Genomic DNA, 23,171 nt, shown 5'->3' on the forward strand with positions numbered 1-23,171 from the left:
CCGGCCGGCCTTCGGGCTGAACTGGGACCCCTCGCACATGGTGTGGCAGGGCCTGGACCCGGCGAACTTCATCCTCGACTTCGCCGACCGGATCTACCACGTCGACTGCAAGGACGCCCGGGTCGCCACCCGCGACGGCCGGCGGGGCCGCCTGGCCTCCCACCTGGCCTGGGCCGACCCCCGCCGCGGCTGGGACTTCGTGTCCACCGGCCGGGGCGACGTGCCGTGGGAGGAGTGCTTCCGGGCGCTCAACCACATCGGCTACGACGGCCCGATCTCCATCGAGTGGGAGGACGCGGGCATGGACCGGCTGCACGGCGCGCCGGAATCCCTCGCCTACATCCGCTCGCTCAACGCCATCACCCCACCGGCCGCAGCCTTCGACGCCGCCTTCTCCTCCGAGAGCTGACCTCTCTCTCCCCAGCTCTCGCGAGGCCAAGGGCCGGGTGCTCCGTCAGGCGCGCCCGGCCCTTGGCCTCTTGACCGAGCCCGCGAACAGCACCCGCCGTGCCACCGGTGCCCGGTCCGCGCCGACCAAATCCACTTCCGAGGGAAAGCAACCGCGCTTACCGTGCCCCATGTAGACGGCATCTACGTAGATGCCGTCTACATACTGCGGCGGGGTGGGAGCAGGGCGTTGACGCGGTCGGAGTCGGGCCAGACGTAGGGGAGGTCGTCCGGGTCTCCGGGGAACTTCGGGCCGTAGAACTCCGGGTCCTTGCGCAGCAGGGCCGAGCGGTGGCTGAGGTGGAAAGCGGGATCGCCGAGCCACGGCGGCAGTTCGCCCGCCTCCGCGAGTGCCTCCTGGGTGCGGGGCGTCGCGATGCCCCGGCAGTCGAGCAGTTCCCTGGTCATCGTCCCGGCGCAGGTGTCGGCGCGGCCCAGGTCGCACCAGACCATCACGATCTCCAGGCCGTAGCGGACCAGCGCCTCCTCGTATCCGGCCCACATGTGCGCCACCGGATGGTGCCGCCAGCCGTACCCGGGAACGGTGAGCGTGCGCAGGACCTGCAGGGCCTCGACCCGCTGCTTGCCGAGGCGGAGCGGGTCGAGGACGCGGGCGGTGGCCGCGAAGTCCGGGTACGGCAGGAACGTCTGCATGTCGCCGCTCGGGCTACCCCGGCCCGCCGGAGATATCCCCCGCGCCGGGGAGATCTCCGGCGGGGCGGTGTCAGTCGAACAGCACGATCTGCCGGAGCACCTCGCCGCCGCGCAGGGCGTCGACGGCGTCGTTCAGGTCGCCGATCCGGATACGGGAGCTGATCATGCTGTCCAGGTCGAGCTTGCCCGCCTTGTAGAGGTTCACGAAGCGCGGGAAGTCCCTGCGGACGTCGGCGTCGCCGTACAGCGAGCTGAGGATGTTCTTGCCCTCGAACAGCAGGTTGAAGGCGGTCAGCGGCACCTGGTCGTCCATGGCGCCCGCGCCGACGACGATGACGTCGCCGCCGCGCCTCGTCGCCTGCCAGGCCGTCATGATCGCGGCCGACTTGCCGACCACCTCGAAGCCGTGGTCGAAGCCCTGGCCGCCGGTCAGCGTGCCGATGGCGTCCATGAGCTGGTCGGGGGTGCAGGCGTGGGTGGCGCCGACCTTCTTCGCGAGCGCGTGCTTTGACTCCAGCGGGTCGATCGCGAGGATCGTGGTCGCGCCGGAGACGCGGGCGCCCTGGATCACCGACAGGCCGACGCCGCCGCAACCGACGACCGCGACGGTCGCGCCGGGGCGCACCTTCGCGGTGTTGAGCACCGCGCCGACGCCCGTCGTGATGCCGCAGCCGATCAGCGCCGCCACCTCGTACGGCACGTCGGGGTCGACCTTGATCGCCCCCTGCCACGGCACGATGATCTCCTCGGCCCAGGTGCCGCACCCGGCCATGCCGAACGCCGGGGTCTCGCCGTCGAACAGGAAGCGCGGCTCGGTGAAGCTCTTCATCATGTACGTCATGCAGAGGTTCGGCTGGCCGCCCACGCAGCTCGGGCAGTCGCCACAGGCGGGCGTCCAGTTGATGATGACGTGGTCGCCCGGCTGCACGGTGGTCACGCCGTCGCCCACCTCGACGACCTCGCCCGCGCCCTCGTGACCGGGGATGATCGGGAGCGGCATGGGGAGCACGCCGGTGAGCACCGAGAGGTCGGAGTGGCAGACGCCGGTGGCCTTCACTCGCACGCGGACGTCACCCGGGCCCACCGGCGTCAGCGTGAGGTCGTCTCTGATGTCGAGCTTTTCGTCGCCGACCGCGTGGAGAAGCGCGCCGCGCATGGGGACCTCCTGGTCTTTCAGGGTTGGGTGCCGCGCGTCACTCGTCCTCGAGCGACAGCGCGGCCTTGGGGCAGGACCGGACCGCGTGGCGGACCCGGTCGAGCAGTTCGGCGGGCGGCTCGGGCATCAGGACGTGGAGGTTGTCCTCGTCGTCGACCTCGAAGACCTCGGGCGCCAGGCCCATGCAGACGGCGTTGGCCTCACACACGTCGTAGTCGACCTTGATCTTCATGGCGCGTCCTCCTCCTGTGCGTCACGTCGCGCTGGAGTTCACGCTATCGCCGCCGAGCTTGCGGTGATCCCAGGAGACGACGCGGGCCGGCTCGACCAGGTAGGCCACGCGCTTGCGCGCGGTGTGCTCGACGTATGCCCGCGCCTCGGGGCCGTCGACGGGCATGCCGGTCATCCGCCGGGTGACGTCCAGACCGACCTCCAGGACGGCCGCCGGGTCGTCGATCAGCCGCGCCTTGCCGTAGACGAGCGCGCCGCGCAGCTGCGCGTACTCGTCCCCGGTCTCGATCAGGCAGCTCACCCGCGGGTCGCGCTCGATGTTGCGGGCCTTCTGCGACTTGGCGTACGTCCAGAATGTGACGCGGCCGTCGTCGAGTCCGTAGAACATCGTGACCAGGTGAGGCGTGCCGTCGGGATTGATCGTGCCGAGCTGCAGCTTGCGGGCGTCCCGCAGGAGCCCGGCGATCTCTTCCTCGCTCATCGCGATGCGGGCGCGCTGGTTCACGAAGCAAAGTAGAACACGTTCCATCAGAGCGGACAAGGGGCAGTCCCGAACATCGTTCGGCTTGTTGGGTAGGGTGCCCGACATGGTGACCCCGATGCCCGACGACCTGCGCCGCGCCGCCGAAGAGGCGCGCGGTTTCATGCCGCCCGCCGAGGGCGAGGCCCTGTACGAGACCGCCTGCGCGTACGGCTCCCGCGGGCCGATCTGTGAGGTCGGCACGTACTGCGGCAAGTCCGCGATCTACCTGGGCGCCGGGGCGCGGCGGGCGGGCACGGTGGTCTTCACGGTGGACCACCACCGGGGGTCTGAGGAGATCCAGCCGGGCTGGCCGCACCACGACCCCGAGCTGGTGGACGCGAAGACCGGGCTGATGGACTCGCTGCCGTTCTTCCGCGACACGATCGCCGCCGCCGGCCTGGAGGACGAGGTGATCGCGGTCGTGGGCGCGTCGGCCACGGTCGCCCGTCACTGGTCCACTCCGCTGGCCGTGCTGTTCATCGACGGCGGCCACTCGGAGGAGCCGGTGACGGCCGACTACGAGGGATGGGCGCCGCACGTCATGAAGGGCGGCGCGCTGGTCTTCCACGACATCTACCCCGACCCCGCCGACGGCGGGCAGGCGCCCTACCGGGTCTACCTGCGCGCGCTGGAGTCGGGCGGCTTCCGCGAAGCGCGGGTCGTCGGGTCGCTGCGCGTACTGGAACGCGTCTGACGGCGCGTCCCGCCGGGCGTTCTCAGTCGACGACCGCGGTGGCCTCGACCTCGACCAGATGGTCGGGTACGTCCAGCGCCGCGACGCCCAGCAGCGTGGCCGGCGGCACGGGGGTGATCCCCAGCTTCGCGGCCGCCCGGGCGATCCCCTCCAGCAGCAGGGGCATCTTACGGGGCGTCCAGTCGACGACGTGGACGGTCAGTTTCGCCACGTTCTCGAAGGAACCGCCGGCCGCGGCCAGTGCGGTGGCGACGTTGAGATAGCACTGCTCGACCTGGGCGGCGAGGTCGCCTTCGCCGACCGTGACCCCGTCGGCATCCCAGGCGACCTGTCCGGCGATGAAGACCAGTTTCGACCCGGTCGCGATCGACACCTGCTGGTAGGCATCGATCTGCGGCAGTCCATCCGGGTTCACCAGAGTGACGGTCATACGTCCGCCTCCTTCACACTCTCTTGCGGTTACTCGGGAACTGTAGGAGAGTGGCCGCTGACAAGGAAGAACGCACTTTTCAGTGACTGGGGAACCTCATGGTGACCAAGCAGTTCACGGGCTCGCCGGAGGAAGCGGACCTGACACGCGCGGACTCCCTGGCGCGGGAGATCTTCTCGGACATCGCCAACAAGTGGGCTCTGCTGATCATCGAGTCCCTGGGGGAACGCACCCTGCGTTTCAGCGAGTTGCGGAGCGAGATCGAGGGCATCAGCCACAAGATGCTCACGCAGAATCTGCGCATGCTGGAGCGCAACGGCCTGGTCGAGCGGACCGTGCACCCCACCGTGCCGCCGCGGGTCGACTACGTCCTCACCGAGCCGGGCCGGGCTCTGCGGGCGGTCGTCGACGGAATGTGTGACTGGACCCACCGCCACCTCGGTGACATCGAGGCCTCCCGCGGCCGCTTCGACGCCTGACGAGCGGCGCGGGCGACCGGCGGTCAGGCGCGGGCGCGCTCGCAGCCGCACTCGCCGGTGATGCGGGCCTCCCGGCCGCCGGCGTCGCGGAAGATCCCCGAGCCGGGGGTCGCGCGGGCGAGGGCGTCCGCGGCGAGCACCACCGCGGCGGCCGTGTATCCCGAGCGCTCGTTGGGGAAGTGCCGCTCGTTCACGAACTGCCAGCCGGTCCAGTAGGAGCCGTCCTCGTGGCGCAGGTGCTGCATGTCGGCGAACATCGCCAGCGCGCGGTCCCGCTGCCCGGCGGCGTCGAGCGCGAGCACCAGTTCGCACGACTCCGCGCCGGTCACCCAGGGCTGGTCGGAGACGCAGCGCGCGCCGAGGCCGGGCACGACGAAGGTGTCCCACTCCAGGTCGAACCGCCGGGCCGCCGCCGCCCCGCGCACGGCGCCGCCGAGCACCGGGTAGTACCAGTCCATCGAGAACCGGCTCTTGTCGGCGAACGCCTCCGGATGGTCGGCGATCACGTGGCCGAGCTGGTCGGCGGCGAGCTCCCAGTCGGGCTGCGGGTCGCCCAGCCGCTCGGCGAGCAGCGCCCCGCACCGCAGGCCCTGGTGGATGGACGAGCACCCGGTGAGCAGGGCGTACTCCGCCGGACGCCCTTCGGCGTCGCGCTGCCAGAGGATCTCGCCGCGCGCGGTCTGCAGGCCGATGACGAAGTCGAGGGCCCGCGCCACCATCGGCCACATCGACCGGGCGAAGTCCTCGTCGCCGGTCACCAGCAGGTCGTGCCAGACCCCCACGGCGATGTACGCCGCGTGGTTGGACTCCCCGGCCGCCTCGGCGGGCTCGCCGTCGCGGACCTTCATCGGCCAGGAGCCGTCCGGGCGCTGGTGCCGTACGAGCCAGTCGTAGCCCTTGCGGGCCTCCTCGCGCAGCCCGGCCACGGTCAGCGCCATCAGGCACTCGATGTGGTTCCAGGCGTCGATGTGGCCCTCGGGCCAGGGCACGCCGCCCTGGTCGTCCTGGATCGCGACGATGCTCTCGGCCGTACGGACGACCTGCTCTGCGGTGATGATCCCCGGAACGTCCGGCACCCGCCTCATGCCGGCTTCCGGACGTAGACCACCACGCTCTTGCCGATCAGGGGGTTGAGCACGGCCTCGGCCAGCCGGGTGGCGAGGGGGCGCTTCATGATGTCCCAGACGAGAAGCTCGTGGTAGGCCTTGGCCAGCGGGTGCTGGTCGTCGTTCACCCCGACCGCGCACTTGATCCACCAGTACGGCGAGTGCAGGCCGTGGGCGTAGTGATGGCCGCCGACCTCAAGCCCGGAGGACTTCAGCTTCGCCTGGAGCTCCGCCAACGTATAAATCCGGATATGTCCGCCGGGGGCGGTGTGGTAGTCCTCCGACAGGGCCCAGCAGATCCGCTCGGGCAGGAAGCTCGGCACCGTGATCGCGGCCCGGCCGCCCGGCTTCAGCACGCGCACGATCTCGCGCATCGCGGCCATGTCGTCGGGGATGTGCTCGAGCACCTCGGCGGCGATGACGCGATCGAACGACGCGTCGGGGAACGGCATGTCGAGGGCGTCGCCGACGACGGTGTCCCCGGTCGCGCCCGCCGGCACCTCGCCCTCCTTGTCCATGGCCGCGAACATGGCCGCCACGCTCTCCATCTCGGCGGCGTCCATGTCGAAGGCGACCACGTCGGCGCCCCGGCGCAGCACCTCGAAGGCGTGCCGGCCACCGCCGGCCCCGAGGTCGAGGACGCGGTCGCCCGGTCCGACGGGCAGCCGGTTGAAGTCGACGGTCAGCACTCGCTGCCTGCCTTTCGTCAGTTCTGGGGAGTCACCGCGAGGGGGTGTGGGCGGCGATGGCCTCGTGGTAGGCCTCGACCGTGCGGCGGGCGACGACCGGCCACGCGTACCGCTCCATCACGCGGTCGTAGCCGCGCCGGCCGAACTCCGCGCGCTCCTGCGGGGAGTCGAGCAGGCGGCGCAGCACGGCGGCCAGCTCCTCGGGGTCTCCCGGGGTGACCTGCACGGCCGCGTCGCCGACCACCTCGGGCAGGGCGCCCGTACGCGAGGCGACCAGCGGCGTGCCGCACGCCATGTGCTCGACGGCCGGCAGCGAGAACCCCTCGTAGAGCGAGGGGACCACCGCAACCTCGGAGGTGGCGATCAGCTCGGCCAGCTCCTCGTCCGGGATGCCGTGCACGAACCGCACACGGTCGTGCAGCGACAGCTCGTTGACGAGCTGTTCCGTGGGTCCTCCGGGGGTGGGCCTGCTCACCACGGTGAGGTTGACCTCGCGCTCGGTGGCGAGCTTGGCGACCGCCCGCAGCAGGGTCGCCACGCCCTTCATGGGCGAGTCGGCACTGGCCACGGCCACGATCGAGTTCTCCCGCTTCGGCAGCTCCGGCCGGGGGTGGAAGAACCGCGTGTCGACGCCGAGCGGGATCAGCCGCATGTTGGACTGCGGCACGTTGAAGTCGCGGTGGATGTCGGCGAGCGACGACTCGCTGACGGTCAGGATCGGGCTCAGCCGGGGCGCGACGATGCTCTGCATGCGCACGAAGCCGTACCAGCGGCGCATCGACAGCCGCTTCCAGCCCTTGGCGGCCTTCAGCTCGATCCGCCGGTCCACGCTGATGGGGTGGTGGATGGTGCCGACCACGGGGAACAGCCGCTGGATGCCGAGCAGGCCGTAGCCCAGCGTCTGGTTGTCCTGGACGACGTCGAAGTCGCCCCGCCGCCTCTTCAGCTCCCGGTAGGCCCGCAGGCTGAACGTCAGCGGCTCGGGGAAGCCGGCCGTCCACATCGTGGCGACCTCGAGCGCGTCGATCCAGTCGCGATATTCGTCGAGCTTCGGCGTGCGGAACGGGTCCTCGTCGCGGTAGAGGTCCAGGCTCGGCACCTTGTTGAGGATCACGCCGTCGTCCAGCTCCGGGTAGGGCTGGCCGGAGAAGACCTCGACGTGGTGGCCCAGAGCGACGAGCTCGCGGCTTATGTGGCGCAGGTACACCCCCTGGCCGCCGCAGGTGGGCTTGCTGCGGTAGGACAGCAGCGCGACTCGCAGCCTCTCCGCCAAGAGGCACCCCTTTCCCGCCGGTTTCCAGCCGTGCCCCCGCGGGGCTGCTGCCAGGAACACTACCATTTGACCTTAGATGGGGTAGGTGAGGTGGAAAGGGTCCTCGATCGACTCTCACCCTGCCCGACCTGGGGTGTTAGCTTACCCGAACGAGATTCGGTGTAACACGTTCTAGCGGCGCCTATGTAGGCACGGCCGGGCAGGGCGGTACATTCGCCTCTCATAGGCCAAGTTGGGCGCTACGAGGAGGATCCGTTGGCCAGGCGTGCGCTGATCACCGGCATCACCGGTCAGGACGGCTCCTATCTCGCAGAGCACCTGCTGAGCGAGGGATACGAGGTCTGGGGCCTGGTCCGCGGGCAGGCCAACCCCCGCGTCCCGCGCGTGCGCCGGCTCCTGCAGGACGTACGGCTGGTCCGCGGCGACCTGCTCGACCAGGGGTCGCTGATCTCGGCGGTGGAGAAGGTACAGCCGGACGAGGTCTACAACCTGGGGGCCATCTCGTTCGTGCCCATGTCGTGGGAGCAGGCCGAGCTGACCGCCGAGGTGACCGGCATGGGCGTGCTCCGCGTGCTGGAGGCCATCCGCGTCTGCTCGGGGATCACCGCCTCGCGCGGCTCGTCGGCCGGGCAGATCCGCTTCTACCAGGCGTCGTCCTCGGAGATGTTCGGCCAGGTCAGGGAGACGCCGCAGACCGAGCGCACCCCCTTCCACCCCAGGTCGCCGTACGGCGTGGCCAAGGCGTACGGGCACTTCCTCACCCAGAACTACCGCGAGTCGTACGGCATGTTCGCGGTGTCGGGCATCCTGTTCAACCACGAGTCGCCCCGGCGGGGGGCCGAGTTCGTCACCCGCAAGGTCTCGCTCGGCGTCGCGCGGATCAAGCTCGGCATGGCCACCGAACTGCGCCTGGGCAACCTGGAGGCGCGCCGCGACTGGGGGTTCGCCGGCGACTTCGTCCGCGCCATGCACATGATGCTGTCGGCCGCCGGGCCCGAGGACTACGTCATCGGCACCGGGCGCACGCACTCGGTGCGCGAGCTGGTCGAGGCGGCGTTCGCCGCCGCCGATCTGGACTGGGAGCGGCACGTCGTCTGCGACGCGTCCCTGCACCGTCCGGCGGAGGTCGACCTGTTGTGCGCGGACCCGAAGAAGGCCCGCACCCAGCTCGGCTGGGAGCCGACGGTGTCGTTCGAGGAACTCGTGGCGATGATGGTCGAGGCCGACCTGCGCCTGCTCGCCGACGGCGGCGACCCAGAACAGGACTCCTCCTGGGCCTGACACTCCCCGGCAGCGGGCTGGTGGGGGCTACGGCGGAGTGAGAGCCCGGCTCACCGCCTCCGCGACCTTGCCGATGCCGTGTTCGAGACGGCGGAAGTAGGTGGCCCTGGACAGGTGGAGGCGATGCGCGAGGAGGTCGTGCCCTCCGGCGCGGGCGAGGTAGTACAGGCGGAGGATCTCCCCGGCTTCGGCGTCCACGGCGGACGCCGACGACGCGAGTGCCTCCACGGCCTGCCGCAGGAGGTCGGCGAGCGCGGGCGCCGGTCGCGGGCCTGAGACGGCCGTCCGGGCCGGCGCGCGAAGGTCCCGCAACGCGGCGCGGACGAATTCGGCCGTCCGGCCGGGTTCCTCGGTGTGGGGGTCCTGCATCCGCCGCAGCCACCCGGGCAGGTTCCGCACCGTGAACGTGCGGGCGAACACGGCGCTCGGCCGGCCGCACCGGTAGAGATCGTGCCTCGTGGCGCCCACGCGGCGCAGGCCGAAGCGCGCCGCCATCTCCTGGTAGGGGATCCACGGCGTGGACACGACAAGCCGGCCGCCGTCGATCCCCGCCATGAGGATGTGGCGGACGAGTGCGGGCTGAGCCCGGGCGAACCGCGGCTCGACCGCCATCATGCCGACGACCGATCCGGACCGCCCGAGGCCCAGCACCGTGTCCGCGTGCTGCTGGAGCAGCGGTTCCAGCGCCGGTGCGCGGTCGGGATCCAGCGGCGTGAGGTTGACCATTCCCACCGCGTGGTCGTCGGTGTCCACCGCGAGATGGAAACCGTGGTCGGCGCCGGAGAGCCACAGATCGCGCATCCGCACCACCTGGCGTTCCGCCAGGCCCTCGGCGTCGCCCCACAATCGGATCAGGCGGCCGATCGCCTCGTCGTCGCCGTCGCCGGCGCGCCGGACCGAGAACTCGCCGCGCTCGTCGGCGTACAGGTCACGGCGCGCACGCCGGCTCCCCGACAGGTAGAGGACCTGGTCGGCGAGCCGGGCCCGCAGCGGTGGGTCGGCGGTGCGGGCCAGCTGGCGGTGCCGATGCTCGGCGGCCCGCGCGGCCATGTCGTCGCGGAGAACCGGGTGACGCCAGCGATAGGCGAGATCGAAGAGCGTGCGGTAGGGCTCGGCGACGGTCAGCCCGTGACGGTCCGGGCGGATCACGCTCAGCCGTCTCAGCCGCGTGAAGACCCCGGGCGGCAGTCGTGCCAGGGCGGTGAGGAGATCCTCGTCCGCCCCGTCCACGGCGGCCACGATCGGCAGCGTTTCGGGAGGAATCCCCCGGGACTCCACGCCCAGGCGAAGCAGCACCTCGGTGGCGGCGGCATCGGCCAGCGCGCCCTCCGGGCCCGGTTCGCCGCCTCTGCGGATCGCCCGGCACAGCGAGTCCGCGACGAGCGGGATCCCGCCGCCGAGCCGTACGACCAGGTCGGCGCGCGCCGGGTCCGTCACCCCGAGCGTGGCGGCCAGCCCGCGGATGTCCGCGGGCGGCCACGGCCCGAGCTCGACGGTGACGAGCGGCCTGTGCGCCCACCCGGGCCGCGAGGCCAGGGGCAGCCGGCTGGCGATCAGGAAGCGGCCGTGACCGGCCCGGTCCAGGAAACGCGCCGCCGCGTCCGCGCGGCGGTCGGTGTCGACGCCGTCGATGGCCAGCGGCGCGCGCCCGCCACGATGGACCTCGACCGGCGTACGGACCCCGTCCGGCGTGCGGAGGTCCACGAATCCGGATGACAGCGTCGCGAGCAGACGGGTCTTGCCGACCCCGAGCGGGCCCACGACGTTGACGATCGCCGGCGCGTGCTCGGCGTCCGTCTCGTCCAACGCCGTGACGACACCACGGGCGGCCTCCTCGACGCCGGCCGGTGCGACCTGCGAGCCGGCGAGCCGGTGGGTGGAGGCGGGGAGGTTGAGACCCGGTTGAGACTTCGCCGGGGACGAGCGCGGATACGTTCGGATCACGTCGAACACGGAGAGGTGACCATGTTCAGTGTCATCCGCGCACGCGCCGGCGCCGCCGCCGTCGTCATCGGTGCGGTGAGCGTCCTCACCCTGACCGCCCGGCCCGCCCAGGCCGCCGTCGACCCGGCCAACTGCCAGTTCAGCTACAACCTGTCCGTCGGACGCGTGGCCGCCGACTGCTGGAACAGCACCGGGTCGGGCTGGTATCTCAAGCTCACCTGCGAGCGCTTCAGTAACGGCAACCATTACTACGCCAAGGGATCGATCGTCTACGGCAGCGGAGTGTCGGCCGCGCAGTGCGACGCGCACATCTCGGAGATCGCCGACGTCGAGATCGTCAACATCTGAGCCGGCGTTCGCCGGGTCGCATGCCGGCGGCCGGCGCCGGGCGGCGTCCGGGTGGCGGGAGGCCTGCCGGTCTCCCGCCGCCGTCCCGTCAGCCCGCCGGGAAGAGCGCATGGATTCCCCTTCGGGACGCACACCCGCGATGCGGGGCGATGGGGCGGGAAGGGTGGTTCCAGCGCATCGTGAGCCGCCTGACAGGTACTGTCAAGATCTCCGCGCCCTCGCTGGGGTTATCCAAGATTGACATAAAACCTACCAAATGTGCATGCTTTTGGGCATGTGGCAACCCAGGCCAGATGTCGTGTCTCCGGTGCGGCGCGGGCACGAGCAGACCGTGCTCGGCCTGCTGCGCGCGCACGGCCCGCTCAACCGGGGCGAGCTCAGCCGGCGGTGCGGCCTGTCGCGCACGACCCTGCACGACACTCTCAGCGGACTGTTGGCCACGGGCGCGGTGGTCACGGCGATGCCGGACGAGGCGCCGCGCGGACGGGGCCGTCCCGCCGAGCGACTGGCCCTCAATCCCGCGGTCGGCCAGGCCCTCGGCATCGACTTCGCCCGCCGCGCGGTCCACGTCGCGGCCGTCGGCGTGACGTACGAGATCGTGGGCGCGGCGGGGGAGGCGCACGCGCCCGGCCTGCCGTGGCCCGACCGGGTGGCGCTCGCCGACCGGCTCGTCCGCGGGCTCGTCGGCGGCGGGTTGTGGCACAGGGCGCTCAAGGGCGTGGGCGTGGGCGTCGTGGGCCCGCTGGCCGGGGCTCGGGACGGGACCCTCTCCGGCGTCGAGGCCCTGCTCGGGGAGCGCTTCGGCGGGCCGGTGCTGCTGGACAACAACACCAGGCTCGCGGCGCTCGCCGAGTCGACGTGGGGCGCGGCCGCCGGTGACCAGGACGCGCTCTATCTGCGGCTGTCGTACGGCGTCGGCGGCGGGGTGGTGGCCGGAGGGATGTTGCACCGCGGCGCCGACGGAGTGTCGGGGGAGATCGGGCACATCCCGGTGGACCCGGCCGGGAGGCCCTGCGAGTGCGGTGGCACGGGGTGCCTGGAGACCGTCGCCTCGATCAGGGCGGTGCTCGACGCCTACCGCGCCCGGGGCGGCCGCGGCGACGACCTGCCCGCGCTGACGGCCGCCGTGGAGGCGGGCGACCCGATCGCCCTCGGCCTGCTGTCCGAGGTGGGCAGCCAGATCGGCCGGGTGCTCGCGGCGCTGTCCAACGCGATCGGGCCCAGGGTGATCGTCGTCGGCGGCGAGCTGGCCGAGATCGGCGCTCCGCTCCTGGGGCCCGTCCAGAAGGCCCTGGACGCGGGCGCGGTGCCGATCTCGCGCCATCGGCTGACCCTGCGCAGGGCGGCGCTCGGCGACGTCGCGGGCGCACTCGGCGGCCTCGCGCTGGCGCTCGGGGAGTCTCCGCTGCTGTCGCGCTACCCGGCCGCGGAGCCGGAGCCCGGCCCCGCGGATTCGCGCGCCGCCGGGTGCGGCAGGGCGCCGGCCCGGCCGCGCCTGGCCCTGACCCCGCTGCCGCCGCCGCGCGTCAGCCGAGGGTGACGGGGAGCGTCTTGATGCCGTTGATGAAGTTGGACCTCAGCCGCGTGGCCTCGCCGGTCTGCCGGATGCCGGGCAGGCGCTGGGCCAGCACCTCGAACAGCACCCGAAGCTCCAGCTTGGCCAGGTGGTTGCCGAGGCAGAAGTGCGCCCCGCCGCCGCCGAAGCCGATCTGCGGGTTGGGGTCGCGGCCGATGTCGAACTCGTCGGGCCGCTCGAAGATCTCCTCGTCCCGGTTTGCCGACGCGTAGAAGACCACCACCTTGTCGCCCTCGGCGATCTTCTGGCCGCGGATCTCGGTGTCCGCCGTGGCCGTACGCCGGAACAGGTTGACCGGGGACACCCAGCGGACGATCTCGTCGGCGGCCGTCCTGGCGAGGGAGGGGTCGTCCACCAGGCGCTTCCACTGGTCCGGGTGCTCGAAGAGGGTCAGCATGCCTCCGGAGGCCGCGTTCCTGGTGGTCTCGTTGCCCGCCACGATCAGCAGCAGGACGAACAGGTCGAACTCGTCCTCGGTCAGCGTCTGCCCGTCCTCGTCGGGCTGCAGGAGCTTGGTGACGATGTCGTCGCGCGGGTCCTGCCTTCGTGCCGCGGCCAGCATGTGGGCGTACGAGTAGACCTCGAACGCGGCGGCCTGCCCCTCGTCCGGGCTGGTGGAGTAGTCGGGGTCGTCGCTGCCGATCATGCGGTTGGACCACTCGAAGATCTTGTCCCGGTCCTCGACCGGCGCGCCGAGCAGCTCGCAGATCACGTACAGCGGGAGCGGCGCGGCGATGTCCCGCACGAAGTCGACTTCGGGCTTGCTCTGGACCTCGTCGACGAGGGCGTGGCAGATGTCCCGGATGTGCTCCTCCAGCCGTCCGATCTGGCGCGGGGTGAAGCCGCGGTTGACCAGCGAGCGGCGCCGGGTGTGGTCGGGCGGGTCCTGGTTGAGCATCATCAGCCGCTGGAACTCGCGCTGCTCCTCGGGCATCTCGTCGAACAGCGCCAGTTTCCGCGCCGAGGAGAACAGGTCGGAGTGACGGGAGACGTGGACGACGTCGGCGTGCTTGGTGACCGCCCAGAATCCGGGCCAGTCGCCCTGTCCCTCGTGCCGGTAGACGGGCGCGTTGTCCCTGAGCCAGCGGAGCTGGTCGTGCGGCACCCCGCTGTGCGCGTAGCGGTCCTTGTCGACGAGGTTGATTTCCATGGCACTCACCTAATCGGGTTTGGTTGCCCTTGGTAAGAGGGGTGATCGCCCTGCCGGCGCTCGGCGAAAGTGTGGTCAAGCGCTTGTTCGCGGTGATTCTGAAACGTGTTCTATTACGTGGGCGACGGCCCGTCAAGCGACCCGCAGGTGACGGATCGTTGCCGCCGCCTTGTCGGTGGGCTCTGGTACGACTTGGCGTATGGGTGTGAGCGTCGAGGAGTTTCTCGCCATGCTGGACCGGTTGCCCGAGGTGAGCAAGGGCGAGGGCGGCGACTGGGTCTCGGTCAAGGTGCGCGGCAAGGGTTTCGGCTACCTGTGGGAGCGCACCGAGACGGTGGGCCTCAAGGCGACGATCGAGGAGCAGATCGCGCTGGTGGCCGAGCGGCCCGAGGTGTTCGAGCCGCAGTTCACCGCCGGACGTTTCGGCTGGGTCGTGGTCCATCTGGCGAAGATCGACGCCGACGAGCTGTTCGAGCTCGTCACCGAGGCGTGGTGCCTCACCGCGCCGAAGTCCCTCGTCGAAGCGCACGAATCCCGGTAGCGGCGGGGCGCCGTCACAGCGAGCGGCGCAGCCACTCCTCGACGCCCGCGATGTGGACGGTGGCCCAGGCCTGCGCGATCTCCGGCCGGCGGCCCGCGATGGCCTCGTAGATGGCGGCGTGCTGTGCCCGCGTCGTCTCGGCCGCGCCCTCCTGGGTGAGGCCGCGCCAGATGCGGGCCCGCGCGGTCGGGCCGGAGATGCTCTCGATGAGCGAGCTGAGCACGGGGTTGCCGGCGCCCTCGGCGATCCGCTGGTGGAACCGCAGGTCGTTGGCGACGAAATCCTCCGTGCTCGGCTCCTCGGGGAACGCGTCCAGGATGTCGCGCAGCTCGGCGATGTCCTCGTCGGTCATCCGGGTCGCCGCCATCGCGGTGGCCGCGGGTTCGAGGATGCGCCGCACCTCGAAGAACTGCAGGACCGTGTCGTCCTGGTGGAAGCCGACCACGAACGACAGGGCGTCCAGCAGCAGGCCCGGCTCCAGGCTGGTGACGTAGGTGCCGTCGCCCTGCCGCACGTCGAGCACGTTGATCAGGGCGAGTGCGCGGACGGCCTCCCGCAGCGAGTTGCGTGACAGCCCCAGCCGCTCGGCCAGGTCCGCCTCCCGGGGCAGCCGGTCGCCCGGGCCCAGCTCACCCGACAGGATCATGTCCTTGATTCTGCTGATCGCCGCGTCGGTGACCGCCACGCCCCGTCCCCCTGCCACGCGCCTTCGTCCGGGGCCGTGCTCAGCCCCGTCTCCGGGGAATTGTACGGCCGGGCCCTATTCCTCCTGGCCGCGCCATTCCTCCTGGCCGGGCAGGGGGCCGATCCCGACCTGCTGGTGGTCACCGAGCCGCTTGATGATCTCGGCCAGCTCGGCGCGGGTGTGGATGCCGAGCTTGCGGTAGATGCGGGCGAGGTGGGTGTCCACGGTCCGTTTGCTGATGGACAGCTCGGTCGCGACCTGGAGGTTGCTCATGCCGCGCAGCACCAGTTCGGTGACCCGCATCTCCCCGGCCGTCAGGGGCGATGGGCCGTCGGCCTGGCCGCCGCGGGCTCGGCCGCCGATCGTTGCGAGGTTGCGCTCGGCGAGCGCGGCGAGCCGTACGGCGCCGCAGCCGTCGGCCAGCACGTATGCCTCGTTGAGCGTGTCGTGGGCGCGGCGCGACTCCCCGGCGGCCTGCAGGGCGATGCCCAGGCGCAGCATCGCCCGGATGCGCTCCATGGCGCCGCCCGGCCCGTCGAGCACAGTCAGCGCCTCGGTGAGCAGGTCGAGCCTTCGGCTGCCTTCGGCGGTCGTGCTCGCGATGCTCAGCGCGCGGCCGAGGCTGTCCGGGGCGCCCCAGGCCCGGGCCAGCTCGAGCTCCTCCTCCGCCAGGCGGTGGGCGGTGCCGTGCTGGCCGAGCCGCAGGTAGGCCAGCGCCGCCTGGCCCCGCCAGCCCGCGCACGCCGGGTTGACGACCCCGGCCGACAGCATCTGCCGTCCGGCCTCCAGCAGGGCGCGCAGCCCCTCGCGGACGTCACCCCTGGCGATCGACACCCGGCCCCGTGCCTCCAGCAGGGTCCCCTGCAGGAGGGGGTGCACCGGTTCGCGCGCGGCGACCTCGTCGAACAGCGCGTGGGCGACGTCGAGTTCATCGCGCTCGAGGAGCACGCGGGCCGCGCAGGACACGGCGGCGACGTGCAGCCCGGGGGCGTGCGACCCCCGCGCGAAGTGGATGGCCTCGCGGGCGTGCGCCAGCGACGCGCGCAGCTCCCCCTTGCGGTAGGCGACGTCCGACAGCAGCGTGACGGCGAGGGCCTGCCCGGTCATCGAGGCGTGCGCCCGCGCCTCGGCGGCCGCCTGCTCCGACCAGTACGCCGCCTCGTCCACCCGGCCCGCCCACAGCAGCGCCATGACCAGCGTCGGCGGGATCGGCCCGCCCCCGTCGAGGCAGCGCCGGGCCAGGGTCAGCGTGCGGTGGAGGTGCCTGCCCCTGGCCGCGCCGGACAACGCGGCGGTGGCGAGGTAGTCCCGCGCCCCTGCGCTCGTGACGGCGCCGGGCTCGGCGTTGAGCTGCCGCATCGCCGCGCGTGAGCCGTACGACTGGCCGGTCAGCAGCGCCTGCGCGCTGAGCCGCAGCAGCACCTCGCGATCGGGGAGCCGGCCGGTCGGATCGTCGTCGAAGCCCCGGGCGATGTCGCAGAAGGCCGAGGCCGCTTCCGGGGAGTTGAGCGTGAGCAGAGCGGTGGCGAAGGGCGCCAGGGAGTCCGCCAGCTCGCCGGTGTCGCCGGCGAGGGCGGTCACGGTGCGGAAGTGCCGCAGACAGGCGGGGATGTCGAGGTGCACCTCGACGGCGCCCAGCTCGGCCGTCACCTGCAGGACGGCCTGGTCCTTGGCCGTGGCGAGCGCCCGGTGGAGATAGCGGGTCGCGTCCTCCCAGGCGTTCTCGGAGACCGCCTCCCGCGCGGCCTCGCGCAGCACGGAAACGGCCCACGGGTCGCCGGTGGGGCTCGCCGACAGCAGGTGCCGGGCCGACCGCTTGGGCGGCGAGCCGAGGCGGTGCAGCAGCGAGGCCGCCCGCCGGTGCAACTCGTCGCGCGCGCGGGGGTCCATCCGCGCGAGGATCGTCGACTGGACGAGGTCGTGCGTGAACCGCTGCGGCGGGCTGCCCTCCAGTAAGCCCGCCCCGGCGAGCGCGTGGCCCGCCTCCTCGGCCGCGACCGCGCCGTACCCGGCCAGCATCGCCGCCGTCTCCAGCCCGGCGTACGGCGCGATGATGGCCAGGCTCTGCAGGAGGGCGAGGAGGGACGGATACCTGCCGCCGAGCCATTCGAGGACGGTCTCCGACAGGGCCGTCGCGCCGATCCGCATCACGTGGGGCAGTTCGGACCTGTCCGGCAGGACGTCGGCGGCGGCCAGCCGTCCCGCCGTCTCCAGCAGGAGCAGCGGATTGCCCTTGGTCAGGCGGTGGCAGGCCGTCACGATCTCGTCGTCCACCGGGGCGCCCAGCGCCGACTCCATGAGCGTGGCGGCGCATCTGCGGCACAGCGCCGAGGGCCGCAGCGACCGCGCGTACGGCAACGCCAGGATGTCCCAGATCGCGTCGCCGGCGCTGCGGTCCTCCACGTCGCAGGTCAGGATCATCGCGATGGGCAGGCCGTCGAGCCGCCTGGCGATGTAGGAGCACCACTGCGCCGACTGCGGGTCGGCGTGGTTGAGGTCGTCGACCGCGATGATCAGCGGCTGTCCCGCGGTCAGCGAGCGGGTGGCCCGGTAGAGGTCGTCGAGCAGCGTGGCGGGCACGACGGGCGCGCTCCCGTCGTACGGCACCGCCGCCAGTGCGGGCGCGCGCACGTTCGCGTCGAGGACGGCGGCGGGGGCGCCGGGGTCGGCCCGTTTCGAGCCGCTCATCATCGGGTCGAACAACTGCCGGACGATGCCGAACGCGAAGGAGCGCTCGTCGGCGTGGCCCCGGGCGCTGAGCACGACACCGCCCGGCCTGCGCGCCAGCGCCGCGTGCAGCAGCCGGGTCTTCCCGATCCCCCGCGTGCCCTGAATCACCAGTACGGCCGGTTTCCCTTCGGCAAGCCCGGCCAGTACCTCGTCGACGACCCCTAGCTCGTTGTCCCGATGCAGTAGTACCGGGCGCCCTGAGGCCATCCCTACCCCCGGAGCACATACTGATTTTTCTCGACATACGGATCATGCCGGACAGGGCCAGCGGGTTGTCAATACTTGAAATCGGGATGAGTAAACACAATATTGCTGACTCGTGAAAGCAACCTATTGTCATGATTTCCTGTCTGCCGGATAGGGGAGGCCGCCCGTCCGAGCCGAAACCCCTGTGGCGCCGGCGATGCGGGCGGCCGAATCATCGCGGCAGGTCGGCGGCCCAAGCCCCGGGAGGCGGTGCGCATACGTATTCCGCCGCGCCGCCCGCGGTACGCATCGCCGTACGCACAGGGCCGGGTCCTGCTTTGTGCGCGCCGCGCGTACGTATGGTCGGCGTGACGACAAATACGTCTTTACTTTCTGCGGAATCCGATGGAATTCTCCGCTCATCGGCTAATCGCGCAGTGAATGGCGGGGGGCATGGAACGGCCACGGCTAAAGGCGCACTTCACCACCGAAGTCCTCGACGATGCGAAAGTCTTCCTTCTGGCGGAAGGCCAGCACTATCTCGTACGCGGCGCGGGCTCGGGCCGCGTCCTTCCCTATCTCGACGGCCGGCACACGGTGATGGACATCGTCCAGGCCCTCGCCGGCGAACTGTCCCCGGCCCAGGCGGTGCTCGCCATCCGGCGCTACGAGGCCGCCGGTCACCTGGTCGAGGGCCGACCGGCCCTGACCGATCCGGTGCTCGCCTTCTGGGACGCGCAGGGCGTCGACCCCGCGGCCGTCGTCACGGCCCTGGAGCAGACGTCCTTCCGGCTGTTCGCGGGCGCGGGCGTCGACCCCGGCCCGATCGAGGCGCTGCTGCGCGAGCACGGGCTGCGCACGGATCCGGACGGCGACGGCCCGGTCGTGGCGGTGGTCGACGACTACCTGGACCCGGGCCTGGAGGAGCTCAACGCCGAGTGCCTGGCGGCCGGGCGGCCCTGGGTGCTGGTCAGGCCGGCCGGCACCGTGGCCTGGTTGGGACCGCTGTTCCAGCCGGGCAGCACGGGCTGCTGGGCGTGCATGTCCCAGCGGATCGAGGGCAACCGGCAGGTCGAGCGCTACCTCGCGGGCAAGCGGGGAGACGGGCTGCCGCCGTACCACCCTGTGCGCGAGGCCCTGCTGGGCGGCGCCGCGGCGGTGGGCGGGCTGCTCGCGGCCGAGCTCGTGCGGACGGCCGCCACGGGCCTGCCGTCGACGCTGCAGGGCAAGATGATCACTGTCGACCTGCGCACGCTCACCAGCGCCGAGCACCAGCTGATCCGGCTGCCGCAGTGTCCGGTGTGCGGCGACCCCTCGCTGATCCGCGAGCGCGAGCCGAAGGTGACGCTCTCCTCCCGGTCCGCCCGGCACGTGACCGACGGCGGCTACCGGGTCGAGCTGCCCTCGGCGACGTACGCACGGCTGGAGCGGCACATCAGCCCCTACCTGGGCGCGGTCACCCGGCTGCGGCCGTGGGCCGACGAGGACAACGGCGTGACCTACAGCTTCACCGCCGGTCACAACTTCGCGATGCTCGGCGACAACATGGACCTGCTGCGCCGCAACCTGCGCGGGCAGAGCGGCGGCAAGGGCCGGACCGAGATCCAGGCCAAGGTCAGCGCCCTGTGCGAGGCGATCGAGCGCTACTCGGGCGTGTGGCGCGGCGAGGAGCCGGTGCTCAAGGCGGCCCACGCCGACCTCGATGACGGTCTCGCGGTCCACCCGAGTGACCTGCTGCTGTTCTCCGACAAGCAGTACGGCAACCGGGACGCCTGGAACAGCGACCCCTCGCACCGGCTGCACCTGGTGCCCGAGCGGTTCCGCACCGACCTGCCGCTGGACTGGTCGCGGGCCTGGTCGCTGACCGCCGACGAGGAGCGGCTGGTCCCCGCGGGCTACGCCTGGTATGGCCATCCCGACCTGGAACGCCACTTCTACTGCGTCGGCGACTCCAACGGCAGCGCCTCCGGCAACACACTGGAGGAGGCGATCCTCCAGGGGTTCTGCGAGGTCGTGGAGCGGGACGCGGTCGCGCTGTGGTGGTACAACCGGGCCCGGCGGCCCGCCTTCGACCTCGACTCGCTCAAGGACCCGTACGTCGACACGTTGCGCGAGTTCTACGCCGACATGGGCCGCGGCCTGTGGCTGCTCGACCTGACCACCGACCTCGGCGTCCCGGCCTTCGCCGGTGTCTCCCACCGGCTCGACCACCCGGTGCAGGACGTCATCGTGGGTTTCGGCGCCCACCTCGATCCCCGGATCGCCGCGCTGCGGACGCTGACCGAGGTCAACCAGTTCCTCCCGTCCGTACGCCGCAGGGACGAGAACGGCGAGACGATCTACCACGACGACGACATCGCCACGCTCCGCTGGTGGAAGGAGACCACCCTCGAGAGCGACCCCTGGCTGCTGCCCGACCCCGCGCAGCGCCCCCGCACGCTCGCGGACTACCTGGTGTCCGAGGGCGCCGACCTCGCGGCCGACGTGGAGACCTGCGTCGCCCGGGCCGCCGCGTGCGGCCTGGAGGTGATCGTGGTCGACCAGACGCGGCCGGATCTGGAGCTCAACGTCGCCCGGGTGCTGGTCCCCGGCATGCGGCACTTCTGGCGCCGGCTCGGCCCGGGCCGCCTGTACGACGTCCCGGTGGCCCTCGGCTGGCGGACGGAACCGGCTCTGGAGGAGGAGCTCAACCCCACCAGCGTCTTCTTCTGACCCGATAGGGGGAGCCCATGCACACCGTTCAGGTGCGGCTGCGCCGCGACGCCGGTCTGTCCGAACCGGAGGAGACACCGGGGGCGGTCACCCTGGCCACGCCGTTCGGCCCCGCCGTGCTGCGGGGCCTGCCTCCGGGCACGGTCGCCGCACTGCGCGCGCTCGCCGGCGGCGCGAGCGAGGACGAGCTGGCCAGGACCGTCACCGAGCACGACGGCGACGGCGGGCTGTTGCGCTGGCACCTGCTGCTGCGCAAGCTGTCGGCCGGGGCGTTGCTGGAGCGGGCCATCGTGGTGCCGTCCGGCGGAGAGGTGGTGCCGTCCGGCGGAGAGATGGTGCCGCCCGGCGGCGAGCCGGTGGCCGTGCTGCGCCCCTACGGCGGCGGCCCGCTGCGCCCGGCCGCGCCGCTCGCCGCGGACGCCCGCGTGCGCCTGTCGAGGTTCGCCGTCGCGGCGCCGGAGGACGGCAGGCTCGTGGTGCGCGCGCCCCGCAGTCCCCTCGGGGTCGAGCTCGCCCCGGCCGCCGCCCCGCTGCTCGGCCTGCTCGCGGACTGGACGACCCCGGCCGGCCTCGCCTGCCCGGGCCTGGCGGCCGGGACCACGGCGGCGGTCCTCGGCCTGTTCGCCGACGCCGGGCTGCTGGTGCGGCCGACGCCGGAGGGGGAGGACCCCGAGCGCGGCGCCGCCCCGCTCGCCCAGTGGTCGCCCGCCGACCTGTGGTTGCACACCCGCACCCGGGAGCCGCGCACGACCGGGCGCTACGGCGGGACCTATCCCCTGCGGGGCGTGCAGGATCCGCTGCCGGTGGCGCCGCCCGCCTTCGCCGGCCCCCGGATCGCCCTGGAGCCGCCGGACCTGGACGCGATCGCGAAGACCGAGGCGAGCCTGACCGACGTGCTGGAGGCCCGCCGCTCGATCCGCGAGCACGACGCCGCCCACCCGATCACCCTCGACCGCCTGGGCGAGCTGCTGTACCGCACGCTGCGCCAGCGGCGCACGTTCACCGGGGAGGACGGCCAGGAGCTGGCCGACCGGCCTTACCCGTCCGGCGGCGCCGTCCACGAGCTGGAGGTCTACCCCCTCGTCGTCTCCTGCGAGGGGCTGGAGCCCGGGCTGTGGCACTACGCCGCCGGCGCGCACGTGCTGGAGCGGGTGGCCGATCCCGGCCCGGCGACCCGGACGCTGCTCGACCGGGCGAGGTCGGCGGCCATGATGACCGAGGACCCGCAGGTCCTGCTGATCGTGACCGCCCGCTTCGGCCGGGTGATGTGGAAGTACGAGACCATCGCCTACTCGCTGATCCTCAAGCACGTGGGCGTGCTGTACCAGACCTTCTACCTGGTGGCCACGGCCATGGGCCTGGCGGTCTGCGGGCTCGGCGGCGGGGACGCGGCGGAGTTCGCCGCGGCCAGCGGGCTCGACCCGAACGCGGAGGGCAGTGTGGGCGAGCTCCTGCTCGGCAGCAGACGGGGCGGTGCGGCGGGGCCGCCGCCCGGATGGTCCCCGGAGGTGCCGGCGTGAAGTTCCGGTTGAAGGCGCTGCAGCGGATGCGGGAGCCCGACGAGCTCGACTCCCCGACCCTGCTCGCCTCCCCGCGAGGCTGGATCGCCACGTTCGTCGTGCTCATCGTGGTCGTCGCCGCGGGGGTGTGGTCGTTCGTCGGCCGGCTGCCGGTCACCGTCACCGCCAAGGGGCTGCTGACCCATCCGGCGGGCACCGCCCAGCTGCAGAGCCCGTACACCGGGACCGTGCAGACCATGATGGTGAGTCCCGGCCGGCGGGTGGTGCGCGGGCAGGCGGTGGCGGAGGTCCTGCGGGGCGACGGCACCGTGCGCACCGTGAGCAGCCCGTTCGCCGGCGAGGTCGTCACCGTCTCGGCGAGCGAGGGCGCGATGGTCCGCGAGGGCGACGGGCTGCTCGCGATGGAGAGGACCGACGCCCCCCGCGACCGCCTGGTCGCGATGCTGTTCGTGCCGGGCGACCACGCGCTCGGCATCGCCCCCGGCCGTACGGTCGACCTCGCGGTCTCCGACGCCCCGCCCGGCGTGTTCGGGCTGCTGCGCGGCAGGGTGACCTCGATCAGCGCCTACCCGCTGATGGCGGAGGGCGTCGCCGGTCTGGTCGGCGGGGACCTCGCGGCCCGCGGCTACGTCACCGCGGAGCCGCCCCGCCTGGTGGTCGTCGACCTCGTCCCCGACCCCGGGACCACCTCCGGCTACTCCTGGACGACCGAGACCGGTCCCCCGATGAAGCTGCGGTCGCAGGTCACGGTGACGGGCACTGTCACGCTCAGCAGCCAGACGCCCTTCAACCTGCTCCTCGGACGCTGAGAAGGAG

General features: G+C 72.2%; 22 protein-coding genes. 10 read left to right on the forward strand and 12 right to left on the reverse strand.

All coding sequences use genetic code 11. The annotated features are described in order from the left end of the window. A partial coding sequence (locus tag QSK36_RS20235; protein WP_285783502.1) for a sugar phosphate isomerase/epimerase family protein occupies nt 1-409 on the forward strand: 409 nt, incomplete at its 5' end. A gap of 197 nt (nt 410-606) precedes the next feature. Here the strand turns inward: QSK36_RS20235 and QSK36_RS20240 are convergent. From QSK36_RS20240 to QSK36_RS20255, 4 genes are all read right to left on the reverse strand, one after another. Further along, on the reverse strand, nt 607-1,101 hold the full coding sequence (locus QSK36_RS20240) for an MSMEG_6728 family protein (protein ID WP_285783503.1): 495 nt from the start codon (nt 1,099-1,101) through the stop codon (nt 607-609). 70 nt (nt 1,102-1,171) lie between these two features. Next, nucleotides 1,172-2,257 (reverse strand): alcohol dehydrogenase catalytic domain-containing protein, encoded by a 1,086-nt coding sequence (locus tag QSK36_RS20245; protein ID WP_183540749.1) that lies wholly within the window; start codon nt 2,255-2,257, stop codon nt 1,172-1,174. Nucleotides 2,258-2,294: 37 nt separating this feature from the next. Beyond that, entirely contained in the window at nt 2,295-2,489 is a 195-nt protein-coding gene (locus tag QSK36_RS20250) for a ferredoxin (RefSeq protein ID WP_030506197.1), read from the reverse strand. 21 nt (nt 2,490-2,510) lie between these two features. Further along, nucleotides 2,511-2,993, reverse strand: coding sequence for a pyridoxamine 5'-phosphate oxidase family protein (locus QSK36_RS20255; protein ID WP_182899710.1), 483 nt, complete (start codon nt 2,991-2,993; stop codon nt 2,511-2,513). A gap of 82 nt (nt 2,994-3,075) precedes the next feature. Here QSK36_RS20255 and QSK36_RS20260 point away from each other — a divergent pair, with 82 nt between their 5' ends. After that, the gene (locus QSK36_RS20260; RefSeq protein ID WP_285783504.1) at nt 3,076-3,705 is read left to right on the forward strand and encodes a class I SAM-dependent methyltransferase; all 630 of its coding nucleotides are present in this window, start codon (nt 3,076-3,078) and stop codon (nt 3,703-3,705) included. 22 nt (nt 3,706-3,727) lie between these two features. Here QSK36_RS20260 and QSK36_RS20265 read toward each other — a convergent pair whose 3' ends face one another. Further along, nucleotides 3,728-4,135, reverse strand: a complete 408-nt coding sequence (locus QSK36_RS20265) for a RidA family protein (RefSeq protein ID WP_285783505.1) — start codon at nt 4,133-4,135, stop codon at nt 3,728-3,730. A gap of 98 nt (nt 4,136-4,233) precedes the next feature. Here QSK36_RS20265 and QSK36_RS20270 point away from each other — a divergent pair, with 98 nt between their 5' ends. Then, the gene (locus QSK36_RS20270) at nt 4,234-4,614 is read left to right on the forward strand and encodes a winged helix-turn-helix transcriptional regulator (protein WP_183540744.1); all 381 of its coding nucleotides are present in this window, start codon (nt 4,234-4,236) and stop codon (nt 4,612-4,614) included. Between the two features lie 23 nt (nt 4,615-4,637). On the opposite strand, the gene QSK36_RS20275 is transcribed toward QSK36_RS20270, so the two are convergent. The 3 genes from QSK36_RS20275 to QSK36_RS20285 are packed head-to-tail and all read right to left on the reverse strand — an operon-like array spanning nt 4,638 to nt 7,682. Continuing rightward, the gene (locus tag QSK36_RS20275) at nt 4,638-5,699 is read right to left on the reverse strand and encodes a prenyltransferase (protein ID WP_285783506.1); all 1,062 of its coding nucleotides are present in this window, start codon (nt 5,697-5,699) and stop codon (nt 4,638-4,640) included. Further along, nucleotides 5,696-6,409 carry a class I SAM-dependent methyltransferase gene (locus tag QSK36_RS20280; RefSeq protein WP_352240606.1) on the reverse strand — a complete coding sequence of 238 codons (714 nt, stop codon included), beginning with the start codon at nt 6,407-6,409 and terminating at the stop codon, nt 5,696-5,698. Before QSK36_RS20280 ends, QSK36_RS20275 begins: the two co-directional genes overlap by 4 nt. A 31-nt stretch (nt 6,410-6,440) precedes the next feature. Then, nucleotides 6,441-7,682 carry a glycosyltransferase family 4 protein gene (locus QSK36_RS20285; protein WP_285783507.1) on the reverse strand — a complete coding sequence of 414 codons (1,242 nt, stop codon included), beginning with the start codon at nt 7,680-7,682 and terminating at the stop codon, nt 6,441-6,443. 255 nt (nt 7,683-7,937) lie between these two features. On the opposite strand from QSK36_RS20285, the gene QSK36_RS20290 reads away from it, so the two are divergent. After that, nucleotides 7,938-8,963, forward strand: coding sequence for a GDP-mannose 4,6-dehydratase (locus QSK36_RS20290; protein WP_182899703.1), 1,026 nt, complete (start codon nt 7,938-7,940; stop codon nt 8,961-8,963). Nucleotides 8,964-8,990: 27 nt separating this feature from the next. On the opposite strand, the gene QSK36_RS20295 is transcribed toward QSK36_RS20290, so the two are convergent. Next, complete coding sequence (locus QSK36_RS20295; protein WP_285783508.1) at nt 8,991-10,907, reverse strand: hypothetical protein; 1,917 nt, start codon at nt 10,905-10,907, stop codon at nt 8,991-8,993. Between the two features lie 15 nt (nt 10,908-10,922). On the opposite strand from QSK36_RS20295, the gene QSK36_RS20300 reads away from it, so the two are divergent. Next, complete coding sequence (locus QSK36_RS20300; protein WP_285783509.1) at nt 10,923-11,255, forward strand: hypothetical protein; 333 nt, start codon at nt 10,923-10,925, stop codon at nt 11,253-11,255. 274 nt (nt 11,256-11,529) lie between these two features. Beyond that, nucleotides 11,530-12,795, forward strand: coding sequence for an ROK family transcriptional regulator (locus QSK36_RS20305; protein WP_285783510.1), 1,266 nt, complete (start codon nt 11,530-11,532; stop codon nt 12,793-12,795). Here the strand turns inward: QSK36_RS20305 and QSK36_RS20310 are convergent. Continuing rightward, nucleotides 12,782-13,981 carry a cytochrome P450 gene (locus QSK36_RS20310; protein ID WP_285783511.1) on the reverse strand — a complete coding sequence of 400 codons (1,200 nt, stop codon included), beginning with the start codon at nt 13,979-13,981 and terminating at the stop codon, nt 12,782-12,784. The genes QSK36_RS20305 and QSK36_RS20310 overlap by 14 nt on opposite strands. A gap of 199 nt (nt 13,982-14,180) precedes the next feature. On the opposite strand from QSK36_RS20310, the gene QSK36_RS20315 reads away from it, so the two are divergent. Then, nucleotides 14,181-14,522 carry an MmcQ/YjbR family DNA-binding protein gene (locus QSK36_RS20315; RefSeq protein WP_139578270.1) on the forward strand — a complete coding sequence of 114 codons (342 nt, stop codon included), beginning with the start codon at nt 14,181-14,183 and terminating at the stop codon, nt 14,520-14,522. Between the two features lie 13 nt (nt 14,523-14,535). On the opposite strand, the gene QSK36_RS20320 is transcribed toward QSK36_RS20315, so the two are convergent. Then, nucleotides 14,536-15,207, reverse strand: a complete 672-nt coding sequence (locus QSK36_RS20320; protein ID WP_139578271.1) for a FadR/GntR family transcriptional regulator — start codon at nt 15,205-15,207, stop codon at nt 14,536-14,538. Nucleotides 15,208-15,282: 75 nt separating this feature from the next. After that, nucleotides 15,283-18,144 (reverse strand): helix-turn-helix transcriptional regulator, encoded by a 2,862-nt coding sequence (locus QSK36_RS20325; RefSeq protein WP_285783512.1) that lies wholly within the window; start codon nt 18,142-18,144, stop codon nt 15,283-15,285. A 432-nt stretch (nt 18,145-18,576) separates the two neighbouring features. Between QSK36_RS20325 and QSK36_RS20330 the strand changes: the two genes are divergently transcribed. The 3 genes from QSK36_RS20330 to QSK36_RS20340 are packed head-to-tail and all read left to right on the forward strand — an operon-like array spanning nt 18,577 to nt 23,164. Beyond that, nucleotides 18,577-20,835, forward strand: coding sequence for a TOMM precursor leader peptide-binding protein (locus QSK36_RS20330; RefSeq protein WP_285783513.1), 2,259 nt, complete (start codon nt 18,577-18,579; stop codon nt 20,833-20,835). Between the two features lie 17 nt (nt 20,836-20,852). After that, the gene (locus QSK36_RS20335; RefSeq protein ID WP_285783514.1) at nt 20,853-22,355 is read left to right on the forward strand and encodes a SagB/ThcOx family dehydrogenase; all 1,503 of its coding nucleotides are present in this window, start codon (nt 20,853-20,855) and stop codon (nt 22,353-22,355) included. Further along, nucleotides 22,352-23,164, forward strand: coding sequence for a DUF2118 domain-containing protein (locus QSK36_RS20340; RefSeq protein WP_285783515.1), 813 nt, complete (start codon nt 22,352-22,354; stop codon nt 23,162-23,164). Before QSK36_RS20335 ends, QSK36_RS20340 begins: the two co-directional genes overlap by 4 nt. Nucleotides 23,165-23,171 lie beyond the last annotated feature (7 nt).

It is taken from the genome of Microbispora sp. NBRC 16548, from assembly GCF_030268985.1.
Classification (GTDB): domain Bacteria; phylum Actinomycetota; class Actinomycetes; order Streptosporangiales; family Streptosporangiaceae; genus Microbispora; species Microbispora catharanthi.